At 59.8% G+C, this 12,777-nt stretch carries 24 protein-coding genes; all 24 read left to right on the top strand.

The window, feature by feature from the left end; all coding sequences use genetic code 11:
- Nucleotides 1–26 precede the first annotated feature (26 nt).
- Nucleotides 27–668 (top strand): 50S ribosomal protein L3, encoded by a 642-nt coding sequence (rplC, locus tag RlegSU303_RS07475; RefSeq protein ID WP_003547548.1) that lies wholly within the window; start codon nucleotides 27–29, stop codon nucleotides 666–668.
- Between the two features lie 13 nt (nucleotides 669–681).
- Nucleotides 682–1,302 (top strand): 50S ribosomal protein L4, encoded by a 621-nt coding sequence (gene rplD, locus RlegSU303_RS07480; protein ID WP_003547549.1) that lies wholly within the window; start codon nucleotides 682–684, stop codon nucleotides 1,300–1,302.
- Nucleotides 1,299–1,592 (top strand): 50S ribosomal protein L23, encoded by a 294-nt coding sequence (locus RlegSU303_RS07485; RefSeq protein WP_003547550.1) that lies wholly within the window; start codon nucleotides 1,299–1,301, stop codon nucleotides 1,590–1,592. The genes rplD and RlegSU303_RS07485 overlap by 4 nt, the downstream gene beginning before the upstream one ends.
- 11 nt (nucleotides 1,593–1,603) lie before the next feature.
- Entirely contained in the window at nucleotides 1,604–2,440 is an 837-nt protein-coding gene (gene rplB, locus RlegSU303_RS07490) for a 50S ribosomal protein L2 (protein ID WP_003547551.1), read from the top strand.
- A 15-nt stretch (nucleotides 2,441–2,455) separates the two neighbouring features.
- Nucleotides 2,456–2,734, top strand: a complete 279-nt coding sequence (gene rpsS, locus RlegSU303_RS07495) for a 30S ribosomal protein S19 (RefSeq protein WP_003547552.1) — start codon at nucleotides 2,456–2,458, stop codon at nucleotides 2,732–2,734.
- A gap of 2 nt (nucleotides 2,735–2,736) precedes the next feature.
- Nucleotides 2,737–3,126, top strand: a complete 390-nt coding sequence (gene rplV, locus RlegSU303_RS07500; RefSeq protein WP_003547553.1) for a 50S ribosomal protein L22 — start codon at nucleotides 2,737–2,739, stop codon at nucleotides 3,124–3,126.
- Nucleotides 3,126–3,857 (top strand): 30S ribosomal protein S3, encoded by a 732-nt coding sequence (rpsC, locus tag RlegSU303_RS07505; RefSeq protein ID WP_003547554.1) that lies wholly within the window; start codon nucleotides 3,126–3,128, stop codon nucleotides 3,855–3,857. Before rplV ends, rpsC begins: the two co-directional genes overlap by 1 nt.
- Nucleotides 3,858–3,893: 36 nt before the next feature.
- Nucleotides 3,894–4,307 carry a 50S ribosomal protein L16 gene (gene rplP / locus RlegSU303_RS07510; RefSeq protein WP_003547555.1) on the top strand — a complete coding sequence of 138 codons (414 nt, stop codon included), beginning with the start codon at nucleotides 3,894–3,896 and terminating at the stop codon, nucleotides 4,305–4,307.
- 12 nt (nucleotides 4,308–4,319) lie between these two features.
- Nucleotides 4,320–4,520 carry a 50S ribosomal protein L29 gene (gene rpmC, locus RlegSU303_RS07515; RefSeq protein ID WP_003558545.1) on the top strand — a complete coding sequence of 67 codons (201 nt, stop codon included), beginning with the start codon at nucleotides 4,320–4,322 and terminating at the stop codon, nucleotides 4,518–4,520.
- A 12-nt stretch (nucleotides 4,521–4,532) separates the two neighbouring features.
- Entirely contained in the window at nucleotides 4,533–4,772 is a 240-nt protein-coding gene (rpsQ, locus tag RlegSU303_RS07520; protein WP_003547557.1) for a 30S ribosomal protein S17, read from the top strand.
- 259 nt (nucleotides 4,773–5,031) lie between these two features.
- On the top strand, nucleotides 5,032–5,400 hold the full coding sequence (gene rplN, locus RlegSU303_RS07525) for a 50S ribosomal protein L14 (protein WP_003547558.1): 369 nt from the start codon (nucleotides 5,032–5,034) through the stop codon (nucleotides 5,398–5,400).
- A gap of 11 nt (nucleotides 5,401–5,411) precedes the next feature.
- On the top strand, nucleotides 5,412–5,720 hold the full coding sequence (rplX, locus tag RlegSU303_RS07530) for a 50S ribosomal protein L24 (RefSeq protein ID WP_003547559.1): 309 nt from the start codon (nucleotides 5,412–5,414) through the stop codon (nucleotides 5,718–5,720).
- Complete coding sequence (gene rplE / locus RlegSU303_RS07535) at nucleotides 5,713–6,270, top strand: 50S ribosomal protein L5 (RefSeq protein WP_027668957.1); 558 nt, start codon at nucleotides 5,713–5,715, stop codon at nucleotides 6,268–6,270. Before rplX ends, rplE begins: the two co-directional genes overlap by 8 nt.
- 32 nt (nucleotides 6,271–6,302) lie before the next feature.
- On the top strand, nucleotides 6,303–6,608 hold the full coding sequence (gene rpsN, locus RlegSU303_RS07540) for a 30S ribosomal protein S14 (RefSeq protein WP_003547561.1): 306 nt from the start codon (nucleotides 6,303–6,305) through the stop codon (nucleotides 6,606–6,608).
- Between the two features lie 12 nt (nucleotides 6,609–6,620).
- Nucleotides 6,621–7,019 carry a 30S ribosomal protein S8 gene (gene rpsH / locus RlegSU303_RS07545; RefSeq protein ID WP_003547562.1) on the top strand — a complete coding sequence of 133 codons (399 nt, stop codon included), beginning with the start codon at nucleotides 6,621–6,623 and terminating at the stop codon, nucleotides 7,017–7,019.
- 42 nt (nucleotides 7,020–7,061) lie between these two features.
- Nucleotides 7,062–7,595: a 50S ribosomal protein L6 gene (gene rplF, locus RlegSU303_RS07550; protein WP_017963907.1), complete on the top strand. Its 534-nt coding sequence runs from the start codon at nucleotides 7,062–7,064 to the stop codon at nucleotides 7,593–7,595.
- 12 nt (nucleotides 7,596–7,607) lie between these two features.
- Nucleotides 7,608–7,970, top strand: a complete 363-nt coding sequence (rplR, locus tag RlegSU303_RS07555) for a 50S ribosomal protein L18 (protein ID WP_003547564.1) — start codon at nucleotides 7,608–7,610, stop codon at nucleotides 7,968–7,970.
- Between the two features lie 131 nt (nucleotides 7,971–8,101).
- Nucleotides 8,102–8,671: a 30S ribosomal protein S5 gene (rpsE, locus tag RlegSU303_RS07560; RefSeq protein ID WP_003547565.1), complete on the top strand. Its 570-nt coding sequence runs from the start codon at nucleotides 8,102–8,104 to the stop codon at nucleotides 8,669–8,671.
- Between the two features lie 14 nt (nucleotides 8,672–8,685).
- Nucleotides 8,686–8,895, top strand: a complete 210-nt coding sequence (rpmD, locus tag RlegSU303_RS07565) for a 50S ribosomal protein L30 (RefSeq protein ID WP_003547566.1) — start codon at nucleotides 8,686–8,688, stop codon at nucleotides 8,893–8,895.
- 16 nt (nucleotides 8,896–8,911) lie between these two features.
- Nucleotides 8,912–9,388, top strand: coding sequence for a 50S ribosomal protein L15 (gene rplO, locus RlegSU303_RS07570; protein WP_131624291.1), 477 nt, complete (start codon nucleotides 8,912–8,914; stop codon nucleotides 9,386–9,388).
- A 234-nt stretch (nucleotides 9,389–9,622) separates the two neighbouring features.
- Nucleotides 9,623–10,963, top strand: coding sequence for a preprotein translocase subunit SecY (gene secY, locus RlegSU303_RS07575; protein WP_003547569.1), 1,341 nt, complete (start codon nucleotides 9,623–9,625; stop codon nucleotides 10,961–10,963).
- Nucleotides 10,960–11,610: an adenylate kinase gene (locus RlegSU303_RS07580; protein WP_168280425.1), complete on the top strand. Its 651-nt coding sequence runs from the start codon at nucleotides 10,960–10,962 to the stop codon at nucleotides 11,608–11,610. Before secY ends, RlegSU303_RS07580 begins: the two co-directional genes overlap by 4 nt.
- A 221-nt stretch (nucleotides 11,611–11,831) precedes the next feature.
- Nucleotides 11,832–12,200 (top strand): 30S ribosomal protein S13, encoded by a 369-nt coding sequence (gene rpsM / locus RlegSU303_RS07585; RefSeq protein ID WP_003547573.1) that lies wholly within the window; start codon nucleotides 11,832–11,834, stop codon nucleotides 12,198–12,200.
- Between the two features lie 132 nt (nucleotides 12,201–12,332).
- On the top strand, nucleotides 12,333–12,722 hold the full coding sequence (gene rpsK / locus RlegSU303_RS07590) for a 30S ribosomal protein S11 (RefSeq protein WP_003547577.1): 390 nt from the start codon (nucleotides 12,333–12,335) through the stop codon (nucleotides 12,720–12,722).
- The last annotated feature ends 55 nt before the right edge of the window (nucleotides 12,723–12,777 follow it).

Here is a 12,777-nt window from a genome sequence, read left to right on the forward strand (position 1 = left end):
CGGGCTGAGTGAGAAGGATTGAACCGATGCGTTCAGGTGTGATTGCACAGAAGGTGGGAATGACCCGCGTCTATAACGACGCCGGCGAGCATGTCCCGGTAACGGTACTGCGTATGGAAGGCTGCCAGGTCGTCGCTACGCGCACTGTCGAAAAGAATGGCTATACCGCAGTTCAGCTCGGTGCCGGCCAGGCGAAGGTGAAGAACACGTCGAAGGCGATGCGCGGCAACTTTGCCATTGCCAACGTCGAGCCGAAGGCCAAGCTGACGGAATTCCGCGTGTCGGAAGATCAACTGCTCGAGGTCGGCACTGAGATCAAGGCGGGTCACTTTGCAGCCGGTCAGCTCGTCGACGTGACGGGCACGACGATCGGTAAGGGTTTTGCCGGCGCCATGAAGCGCCACGGTTTCGGCGGTCTGCGTGCCACGCACGGTGTGTCGGTGTCGCACCGTTCGCACGGTTCGACCGGCTCGCGCCAGGATCCGGGCAAGGTTTTCAAGAACAAGAAGATGGCTGGTCACATGGGCCAGACGCGCGTCACGACGCAGAACCTGGAAGTGGTTTCGACCGACGAAGATCGTGGTCTGATCCTGATCAAGGGTGCTGTTCCTGGTTCCAAGGGTGCTTGGATCATCGTGCGCGACGCCGTCAAGTCGGCCGCGAAGTAAGGGAGCCAGATCAATGGAATTCAACGTCAAGACCCTCGAGGGAAAAGACGCCGGGAAGGTTTCCCTTTCGGACGCGATTTTCGGCCTCGAGCCCCGCGAAGACATTCTCGCCCGCGTCATCCGCTGGCAGCTTGCCAAGAAGCAGCAGGGCACGCACAAGGCTAAGGGCCGCGCGGAAGTTTCGCGCACCGGCGCCAAGATGTACAAGCAGAAGGGTACGGGCCGCGCCCGCCACCATTCGGCTCGCGCTCCGCAGTTCCGCGGCGGCGGCAAGGCTCACGGCCCGGTTGTCCGCAGCCACGAGCACGATCTTCCGAAGAAGGTTCGCGCACTCGGCCTTCGCCACGCCCTTTCGGCCAAGATCAAGGCCGATGACGTCATCGTCATCGACAACCTGGTTGCCGCTGAAGCCAAGACCAAGTCGCTCGCGTCCGTTTTCGAGACGCTCGGCCTGACCAACGCCCTCTTCATCGGCGGCGCGGAGCTTGATGGCAACTTCAAGCTCGCAGCTCAGAACATCCCCAACATCGATGTTCTGCCGATCCAGGGCATCAACGTTTACGACATCGTGCGCCGCGGCAAGCTCGTGCTTTCCAAGGCTGCGGTTGAAGCGCTAGAGGAGCGATTCAAGTGACCGATCTTCGCCACTACGATGTGATCGTCTCTCCGGCGATCACCGAAAAGTCCACGCTGGTATCCGAAAACAACCAGGTTGTTTTCAATGTCGCCAAGCAGGCGACGAAGCCGGAAATCAAGGCTGCGGTCGAGGCGCTGTTCGGCGTCAAGGTCACGGCTGTCAACACTCTGCTGCGCAAGGGCAAGACCAAGCGGTTCCGCGGTTTCGTCGGCAAGCAGAAGGACGTGAAGAAGGCTGTTGTGACGCTGGCTGAAGGCCAGACGATCGACGTCTCCACCGGTCTCTGAGGTATAAGAAAATGGCATTGAAAACTTTCAATCCGATCACCCCGAGCCAGCGCCAGCTGGTCATCGTCGACCGCTCGGCCCTCTACAAGGGCAAGCCGGTCAAGGCGCTGACGGAAGGTCTGACCAAGAGCGGCGGTCGTAACAACCTCGGTCGCATCACTGCCCGCTTCATCGGCGGTGGTCACAAGCGCACCTATCGTCTGATCGACTTCAAGCGTCGCAAGTTCGACGTCGAAGGCACGGTCGAGCGTATCGAATACGATCCGAACCGCACGGCTTTCATCGCGCTGGTGAACTATGCCGACGGCGAAAAGGCTTATATCCTCGCTCCTCAGCGCCTCGCTGCCGGTGACAAGGTTATCGCTTCCGAGAAGGCTGTCGACGTCAAGCCCGGCAACACCATGCCGCTGCAGTTCATCCCGGTCGGCTCCATCATCCACAATGTGGAAATGAAGCCGGGCAAGGGTGGTCAGATCGCTCGTTCCGCCGGTGGCTACGCACAGCTCGTCGGCCGCGACCAGGGCATGGCGATCCTTCGCCTGAACTCCGGTGAACAGCGTCTCGTTCATGGCTCCTGCCTTGCTTCGATCGGCGCGGTCTCCAACCCTGATCACGCCAACATCAACGACGGCAAGGCCGGTCGTACCGTTTGGCGCGGCAAGCGTCCGCATAACCGCGGTGTCGTCATGAACCCGGTCGACCATCCGCACGGCGGTGGTGAAGGCCGCACCTCCGGTGGTCGCCATCCGGTGACACCGTGGGGCAAGCCGACCAAGGGCAAGCGCACCCGGTCGAACAAGTCGACCGACAAGATGATCATGCGCTCGCGTCATCAGCGTAAGAAGTAAGAGAGGAAGTCTCCAATGGCTCGTTCAGTATGGAAAGGTCCGTTCGTTGACGGCTATCTTCTCAAGAAGGCTGAGAAGGTTCGTGAAGGCGGTCGTAGTGAAGTGATCAAGATCTGGAGCCGTCGCTCCACGATCCTGCCGCAGTTCGTCGGTCTCACCTTCGGCGTCTACAACGGCAGCAAGCATATCCCGGTCAGCGTCAATGAAGACATGGTCGGCCACAAATTCGGTGAATTCTCTCCGACCCGCACCTACTACGGTCACGGCGCGGACAAGAAGGCGAAGAGGAAGTAACAATGGGCAAGGCAAAAGCCGAACGCCGGCTGAAGGACAACGAGGCGCAAGCAGTCGCCCGCACGCTCCGCGTCAGCCCCCAGAAGCTCAACCTGGTTGCTGCGGCTATCCGTGGCAAGAAGGTCGAGCGCGCACTCGCTGAGCTGGAGTTCTCCCGCAAGCGCATCGCAGGCGCCGTCAAGAAGACGCTTGAATCTGCGATCGCCAACGCCGAGAACAACCACGATCTCGACGTCGACTCGCTGGTCGTCGCCGAGGCCTATGTCGGCAAGTCGATCGTCATGAAGCGTTTCCACGCTCGTGGCCGCGGTCGCGCGTCGCGCATCGAAAAGCCCTTCGCGCACCTGACGATCGTCGTTCGTGAAGTGCAGGCAGCAGAGGAGGCCGCATAATGGGTCAGAAAATCAATCCAATCGGTTTCCGTCTCGGAATCAACCGTACCTGGGATAGCCGCTGGTTTGCGGACAATGCCGAGTACGGTCAGCTGCTGCACGAAGACCTGAAGATGCGCAAGTTCGTCATGAGCGAACTGAAGCAGGCCGGGATCTCCAAGGTGGTCATCGAGCGTCCGCACAAGAAGTGCCGCGTCACGATCCACTCGGCACGTCCGGGCCTGATCATCGGCCGCAAGGGCGCTGACATTGACAAGCTCCGCAAGAAGCTGTCGGAGATGACCAATTCGGAAACGCACCTCAACATCGTCGAAGTGCGCAAGCCCGAAGTCGATGCGACGCTGGTCGCTCAGTCGATCGCCCAGCAGCTCGAGCGTCGTGTGGCTTTCCGTCGCGCCATGAAGCGCGCCGTTCAGTCCGCGATGCGTCTTGGCGCCGAAGGCATCAAGATCACCTGCGCTGGCCGTCTCGGCGGCGCTGAAATCGCCCGTACGGAATGGTACCGCGAAGGTCGTGTGCCGTTGCACACGCTGCGCGCCGACATCGACTACGGCACGGCTGAAGCAGAAACCGCGTTCGGCATCTGCGGCATCAAGGTCTGGATCTTCAAGGGCGAAATCCTTGAGCATGATCCGATGGCTTCCGAGCGCCGCGCGATGGAAGGTGACGCCCAGGGTCCGGCAAGCCGTGATCGTGACCGCGACAGAGACCGTCGCCGCGACAACGCTTGATAGCGCGCGTGGCAGAGAAGTTCGGAGAATAAGAAAATGTTGCAGCCAAAGCGTACCAAGTACCGCAAGCAGTTCAAGGGCCGCATCAAGGGCGTCGCCAAGGGCGGTTCTGACCTGGCATTCGGCGAATTCGGCCTGAAGGCACAGGAACCCAACCGCGTCAACGCGCGCGAGATCGAAGCGGCCCGCCGTGCGATCACGCGCTATATGAAGCGCGCCGGCCGTGTATGGATCCGCGTGTTCCCGGACGTTCCGGTAACCAAAAAGCCGACCGAAGTCCGTATGGGTAAGGGTAAGGGCTCCGTTGAATACTGGGCATGCAAGGTCAAGCCCGGCCGTATGATGTTCGAGATCGACGGTGTCAGCGAAGAAATCGCCCGTGAGGCGCTTCGCCTCGGCTCTGCCAAGCTCTCGGTCAAGACGCGCTTCGTTCAGCGCATTGCAGAGTAAGGGATTGAGCTCATGAAAGCCTCAGACGTTCGCGCGTTCACCGCCGACCAACTCAAGGACGAGCTTGCCAAGCTGAAGAAGGAGCAGTTCAACCTGCGCTTCCAGAAGGCGACCGGCCAGCTCGAAAAATCCTCGCGCATCAACGAAGTCCGCAAGGACATCGCCCGCGTGAAAACCATTGCCCGCCAGAAGGCGGCAGAAGTTAAGGCCTAAAGGAAGAAAAATATGCCGAAGCGCATCCTGCAGGGCGTCGTCGTTGGCGACAAGAACGAGAAGACGGTAGTGGTTCGTGTCGAGCGTCGTTTCGCTCACCCGCTGCTCCAGAAGACCGTTCGTCGTTCCAAGAAGTACAAGGCCCACGACGAGAACAACCAGTACAAGATTGGCGATACCGTATCCATCGAGGAATGCGCGCCGATCTCCAAGGACAAGCGCTGGACGGTGATTTCCGCCCAGGGCAAGTAACAGAATTTTGCGCGAGGCCTTGCGTCTCGCCGAAATATCTGTATGAAGCAGCGTCAGAACGCTCGAATGCCGGGCGTTCTTTTGCTTTGAGCGCACGGAAGGTCCCGTTCGGGAAACCACCCTGGCACGATCGATCCCGCGCTATTCAGCTATTGCCGCGTCTGTGCTGCCGTCATGGCAGCTCGGCCGGCGAAAATTTTCATAAGCCGGAGTAGGGGGCTAGCCCAACCATTCCGGTAAACCAAGAAGGCGACCTGATATGATTCAGATGCAAACAAACCTCGACGTCGCGGATAATTCCGGCGCACGTCGTGTCATGTGCATCAAGGTGCTGGGCGGCTCGAAGCGCAAGTATGCCTCGATCGGCGACGTCATCGTCGTTTCGATCAAGGAAGCGATCCCGCGCGGCCGCGTGAAGAAGGGTGACGTGATGAAGGCGGTTGTCGTTCGCACCGCCAAGGACATCCGTCGTGCAGATGGCTCCGTCATCCGCTTCGACACCAACGCAGCAGTCCTCATCGACAACAAGAAAGAGCCGATCGGCACCCGTATCTTCGGACCGGTTCCGCGCGAACTTCGCGCCAAGAACCACATGAAGATCATCTCGCTGGCTCCCGAAGTACTGTAAGGAGCGAAGCGATGCAGAAGATTCGTAAGGGCGACAAGGTCGTCATGCTCGCTGGCAAGGACAAGGGCCGTACCGGCGAAGTTGTCCAGGTCATGCCGAAGGAAGATCGTGCCGTTGTTCGTGGCGTCAACGTCGTCAAGCGCCACCAGCGCCAGACGCAGACCCAGGAAGCCGGCATCATCAACAAGGAAGCCCCGGTTCACCTGTCCAACGTTGCAATCATCGACAAGGACGGCAAGCCGACCCGCGTCGGTTTCAAGGTTGTTGACGGCAAGAAGGTCCGTGTGGCCAAGCGTTCTGGAGAAGTGATCGATGGCTGAGGCAAAATATGAGCCGCGGCTCAAGAAGGAATATGTCGAGCGCATCCGCAAGGCGTTGCAGGAGCAGTTCTCCTACGCCAACGAGATGATGATTCCGAAGCTCGACAAGATCGTGATCAACATGGGTGTCGGCGAAGCGACCGCTGACTCGAAGAAGCCGACGGTAGCTGCCGCCGACCTCGCAGCGATTGCCGGCCAGAAGCCGGTCATCACCCGCGCACGTAACTCTATCGCAGGCTTCAAGGTCCGCGAACAGATGCCGATCGGCGCGAAGGTCACCCTGCGCGGCGCCCGCATGTACGAGTTCTTGGACCGTCTCGTGAACATCGCGCTCCCGCGCGTTCGCGACTTCCGCGGCCTGAACCCGAAAAGCTTTGACGGCCGTGGCAACTTCGCCATGGGCATCAAGGAGCACATTGTGTTCCCTGAGATCAACTACGACAAGGTTGATCAGATGTGGGGCATGGACATCATCGTTTGCACGACGGCGACGACCGACGACGAAGCACGGGCTCTTCTGAAAGAGTTCAGCTTCCCGTTCCGTCAATAACCGTAACGACGAGCGTAGAAAAGGAACCCGACATGGCGAAGACAAGCGCAGTTGAAAAGAACAAGCGCCGCCGTACTACGGTCGCTAACCAGGCCGCTAAGCGGGCTGGGTTGAAGGCGATCATCATGAACCAGGCTCTTCCGATCGAAGAGCGGTTCAAGGCCTCGATCAAGCTGGCATCCCTGCCGCGTGATGGATCGAAGACCCGTATTCGCAACCGTTGCGAAGTTTCGGGGCGTCCGCGCGCATATTACCGCAAACTGCGCATGTCGCGTATTGCGCTGCGTGAACTCGGCAATCTCGGCAAGGTGCCGGGTATCGTCAAGTCGAGCTGGTAAGGAGCAGGTTACATGACAATGACTGATCCGTTGGGCGATATGCTCACTCGCATCCGTAACGGCGCTTCCCGCCGCAAGTCGTCGGTCTCGACGCCTGCTTCGAAGCTCCGTGCACGTGTTCTCGATGTTCTGCAGTCCGAAGGCTACATCCGTGGCTATTCCGTTGTCGATTTCGGCAATGGCAAGTCGGAACTCAGCATCGAGCTGAAATATTATGAAGGCGCATCGGTGATCCGTGAGATCGGCCGTGTGTCCAAGCCGGGCCGCCGGGTTTATGTCTCGGTCAAGTCCATTCCGCAGGTCGCGAACGGTCTCGGCATCACCATCCTTTCGACCCCGAAGGGTGTGATGGCCGATCACCAGGCTCGCGAACAGAACGTTGGTGGCGAGGTTCTTTGCTCGGTCTTCTAAGATCGGGCAGGGATCTCCATAGCGAACAGACAGGATTGAAACATGTCTCGTATCGGTAAGAAGCCCGTTCAGGTGCCTGCTGGGATCACGGCTACGGTCGATGGCCAGAAGGTGACTGCAAAGGGCCCGAAGGGCGAGCTGTTTTTCGTTGCTAACGACGAAATCAGCCTCAAGCTTGAAAATAACGCCGTCGTCGTGACGCCGGTGAATCAGACCAAGGATGCGCGCGCAAAGTGGGGCATGTCCCGCACGATGATCGAAGGCATCTTCAAGGGCGTCAAGGACGGTTTTGAGCGCAAGCTTGAAATCAACGGCGTCGGTTACCGCGCCGCCATGCAGGGCAAGAACCTGCAGTTGGCTCTCGGTTTCAGCCACGACGTGATCTACGAGCCGCCGGTCGGTATCTCGATCGTTGTTCCGAAGCCGACGGAAATCGTCGTCAGCGGCATCAACAAGCAGCAGGTCGGTCAGGTTGCCGCCGAAATCCGCGAATATCGCGGTCCCGAGCCCTACAAGGGCAAGGGCGTCAAGTACGCTGACGAGCGGATCGTCCGCAAAGAAGGCAAGAAGAAGTAAGGATCACGCGAAATGGCTAGCAGGAAAGAAGCACTTGCACGTCGTGCCAACCGCGTGCGCCGTCATCTCAAGTCGGTGGCCAATGGCCGTCCGCGCCTGTCGGTTCATCGCTCCTCGAAGAACATCTACGCCCAGGTCATCGATGATGTGGCCGGCAAGACGCTTGCGTCTGCCTCCACCCTCGAGAAGGATCTGCGCGGTTCTCTGAAGACCGGTGCCGATACCGCCGCCGCTACCGTTGTGGGCAAGCTCCTCGCAGAGCGCGCCTCCAAGGCCGGTGTTACGGAAGTCGTGTTCGACCGTGGCGCCTTCATCTATCACGGCCGCATCAAGGCTCTCGCCGAAGCGGCCCGCGAAGGCGGTCTCACCTTCTGATCAGTTTCCGGCCGGACGCCTAAAGCGCCGGCCGGATTTTCGCCGGACCGCAGGCACTCTCCGAAAGGGGAGGCTGATGCGGTCCACATTTGTTTGCCGATTGCACCCGGAAAAGAAAAAGGAAGAGGACAATGGCACAGGAAAGAAGGCCGCAGCGGGACGACCGCCAGAGCCGTGAAGAGCGCGATAGCGAATTCGTCGACAAGCTTGTCGCGATCAACCGCGTCGCCAAGGTCGTCAAGGGCGGCCGTCGTTTCGGTTTCGCAGCACTCGTCGTCGTCGGCGATCAGAAGGGCCGCGTCGGCTTCGGCCATGGCAAGGCACGTGAAGTGCCGGAAGCCATCCGCAAGGCAACCGAAGCCGCCAAGCGCGAACTGATCTTCGTACCGCTGCGTGACGGCCGTACGCTCCATCACGACGTTCATGGCCGCCACGGCGCTGGCAAGGTTCTGCTGCGCTCGGCCAAGGTCGGTACCGGCATCATCGCCGGCGGCCCGATGCGCGCCGTATTCGAGACGCTCGGCATGCACGACGTCGTCGCCAAGTCGACCGGTTCGTCGAACCCCTACAACATGGTTCGCGCCACCTTCGACGCTCTGAAGCACCAGGTTCACCCGAAGGACATCGCAGCTCAGCGCGGCATCAAGTATGCAACGCTGCAGGCTCGTCGTAGCGCCTCCGGCAACGCCTCTGAAGAATAAGAGGAGTTTGACAGATGGCCAAGGCTACCAAGAAGGCTGAAGCGAAGACTGTCACGATCGAACAGATCGGCAGCCCGATTCGCCGTCCGGATGTCCAGCAGCGCACGCTGATCGGTCTCGGACTGAACAAGATGCACCGTCGCCGCACGCTGGAGGATACCCCTTCCGTTCGTGGCATGATCCGTGCTGTCCAGCATCTCGTTCGCGTCGTCGACGAGAAGTGAGACGGAGGAAACGCTCATGAAACTCAATGAAATTAAAGACAACGAAGGCTCGACCCACAGCCGCAAGCGCCTCGGCCGCGGTATCGGCTCGGGCTCGGGCAAGACTGGTGGTCGCGGCGTGAAGGGTCAGAAGTCCCGTTCCGGCGTCGCCATCAATGGCTTCGAAGGCGGCCAGATGCCGATTTATCGTCGCCTGCCGAAGCGCGGCTTCAACAACATTTTCTCTTCCGATTTTGTTGTCGTGTCGCTGGCCCGTATCCAGACGGCGATCGATGCCGGTAAGCTCGATGCCAAGACGACCGTTGACGCAGCTGCCCTCAAGGCTGCTGGTGTCATCCGCCGCGTCAAGGACGGCGTTCGCGTTCTCGCCGACGGCGAGATCAAGGCCAAGATCACCATCGTCGTTGCAGGCGCCTCCAAGCCTGCCGTCGAGAAGATCGAAAAGGCCGGCGGCACCGTGACGCTGCTTTCGGCTCCGGCCGCAGCCGAATAATAATCTGATGATATATCGCCCGGGGTGCTTCACACCGGGCGATTTTGCTCCCATATGTGGGCCTCACAAAAACTTGGCTGGCGCGCCCGCGTCATGCCGGTAAGACTCGAAAACAAGGGTGAGGCATGGGGTTGCGTTGCAATCCGTCCTAAGCCCGGTTTTGAATAATTTCATACTGATTCCGGGTCCGGTCTGTCCCCCAGAGACGCCGGAATTGGTAGCGCGGAGAAACGCATGGCTTCTGCAGCGGAACAATTGGCATCCAACCTCAATTTTTCGACCTTCGCCAAAGCCGAGGATTTGAAGAAGCGCTTGTGGTTCACACTGGCAGCTCTCCTCGTCTACCGACTTGGCACGCATATTCCGCTTCCAGGCCTCAATCCTGAAGCCTATGCCCAGGCTTTCCGCGGCCAGGCAGGCGGCATTCTCGGCCTTTTCAACATGTTTTCGGGCGGCGCCGTTGAGCGCATGGCGATCTTCGCGCTCGGCATCATGCCCTATATCTCTGCCTCGATCATCGTGCAGCTGATGACTTCGGTCGTGCCGGCGCTCGAAAACCTCAAGAAGGAAGGCGAGCAGGGCCGTAAGATCATCAACCAGTATACCCGCTACGGTACCGTTATCCTCGGTGCGCTGCAGGCCTATGGCATTGCCGCCGGCCTTGAAAGCGGCCAGGGCTTGGTCGTCGATCCGGGCTGGTTCTTCCGCGTCTCCACCGTTCTGACGCTGCTCGGCGGCACGATGTTCCTGATGTGGCTCGGCGAGCAGATCACCTCGCGCGGCATCGGCAACGGCATCTCGCTGATCATCTTCGCCGGCATCGCCGCCGGCCTTCCCACAGCTCTTGCCGGCACGCTCGAACTCGGCCGCACCGGCGCGCTATCGACCCCGCTGATCCTGCTCGTGATCATCGTCGCGATCGCCGTCATTGCCATCATCGTCTTCGTCGAGCGCGCCCAGCGCCGACTGCTGATCCAGTATCCGAAGCGCCAGGTCGGCAACCGGATGTTCCAGGGCGATACGTCCCACCTGCCGTTGAAACTCAACACATCAGGTGTCATTCCGGCAATCTTCGCATCGTCGCTGCTGCTTCTGCCGGCGACGATTGCGGGCTTTGCCAGCACCACGGCAATGCCCTCCTGGGCGACATCGATCGTCGCGGCCCTCGGTCATGGCCAGCCACTCTATATGGTGCTCTATGCGGCGCTGATCGCCTTCTTCGCCTTCTTCTATACGGCCATCGTTTTCAATCCGAAGGATACGGCTGATAATCTGAAGAAGCATGGCGGCTTCATTCCCGGCATCCGTCCGGGCGACCGCACCGCCGAATATATCGACTATGTGCTGACCCGAATCACGGTGATCGGCGCGCTCTATCTCGTCTTCGTCTGCATCCTTCCGGAGATATTGGTGTCGCAAACCGGCATTCCATTAGCCCTTGGTGGGACTTCGCTTTTGATCGTGGTTAGCGTAACTCTTGATACGGTTGCACAGATCCAGGGTCACCTGATCGCGCAGCAATACGAAGGCCTGATCAAGAAATCGAAGTTGCGTGGAGGAAAGAGGGGGCGATGAGACTTATCCTTTTGGGGCCGCCGGGCGCGGGTAAGGGAACCCAGGCCCAGCGGATCGTGGAAAAGCACGGCATTCCGCAGCTTTCCACGGGGGACATGCTGCGTGCAGCCGTTAACGCCGGCACCGATGTCGGCAAGCGTGCGAAGGCGGTCATGGACGCCGGCAAGCTCGTCTCGGATGAGATCGTCATTGCCATCGTTTCCGAGCGTATCGATCAACCCGATTGTGCCAACGGCTTCATCCTCGACGGCTTCCCCAGGACGCTCGTCCAGGCGGACGCCACCGAGGCGATGCTGAAGGCAAAAGGTCTCGACCTTTCGGTCGTCATCGAATTCCGTGTCAATGACGACGAGTTGGTTCGTCGCGTTGCCGGTCGCTACTCCTGTGCACAGTGCGGCAGCGTCTATCACGATACCGATAAGGTTCCGGCTGCCGAGGGCGTGTGCGACAAGTGCGGTTCCACGCACTTCAAGCGCCGTCCTGATGACACTCCGGAGACCATGACGGCTCGGCTGCAAGTCTACTACAAGGAAACCTCGCCGCTGATCGGCTATTACCATGCCAAGGGCAAACTCAAGTCTGTGGACGGCATGGCAGAAATCGATCAGGTGACCGGCGAGGTCGAAAGCATTCTTTCCAAGCTTTAAGGCTTTGAAAATAAACTTGGCGGAACGGTTGCTTTTCAGCAGTGATTCCGCTAAACACCGCGCCAACTCGCGACATTCCATGCGATCGGCGCGGATTTCCCAGGGAAGTCCGGGTGCGGTCGTTTTGACATGTTACGGACGTAAATCTGAACGGGCGGTTCTCAAGACCGCATAACGAAGCCCACTTGCCGGATGGCAACTGGAATGCAAGGAGAATAGGCGTGGCACGTATCGCTGGCGTCAACATCCCGACTGCGAAGCGCGTTGTCATCGCGCTGACCTACATTCACGGGATCGGTTCTAAATTCGCACAGGAAATCGTCGAAAAGGTCGGTATCCCGGCTGAACGTCGTGTGCATCAGCTGACGGACGCAGAAGTCCTTCAGATCCGCGAAGCCATCGACCGCGACTATCAGGTCGAAGGCGATCTTCGTCGCGATACCGCGATGAACATCAAGCGCCTGATGGACCTCGGCTGCTACCGCGGCCTGCGTCATCGCCGCGGCCTTCCGGTCCGCGGTCAGCGCACGCATACCAATGCGCGCACCCGCAAGGGTCCGGCAAAGGCAATCGCTGGCAAGAAGAAGTAATTTCCGGGAAACCGGGGTGGGGAGGCTGGCGGCTGCGCCGGCCTCTTTTGAGTTTGGAGCGGGACCATATAGGCGCCGTTCCGGTGTAGCCGCTGGCATTACGGCGGTGAAGAGATCAACGAAAGGAATACCATGGCTAAGGAAGCCGTCCGCGTTCGCCGTCGCGAGCGCAAGAACATCTCGTCGGGTGTCGCTCACGTCAACTCGACCTTCAACAACACGATGATCACCATCACCGATGCGCAGGGCAATGCGATCGCTTGGTCGTCGGCTGGCGCCAAGGGCTTCAAGGGCTCGCGCAAGTCGACCCCGTTCGCTGCCCAGATCGCTGCCGAAGACTGCGCCAAGAAGGCCCAGGAGCACGGTATGAAGTCGCTGGAAGTCGAAGTCTGCGGTCCGGGTTCGGGTCGTGAATCGGCTCTGCGCGCGCTCCAGGCTGCAGGTTTCATGATCACGTCCATCCGCGACGTGACCCCGATCCCGCACAATGGCTGCCGTCCGCGCAAGAAGCGCCGCGTCTGATCATCGCTCTCGTCACCGGTGAGCGCCTGCGCGCTCCCGGTGGTTTTCAAGCTCG

It is taken from the genome of Rhizobium sp. SU303 (assembly GCF_021052345.1).
Taxonomy (GTDB): domain Bacteria; phylum Pseudomonadota; class Alphaproteobacteria; order Rhizobiales; family Rhizobiaceae; genus Rhizobium; species Rhizobium laguerreae.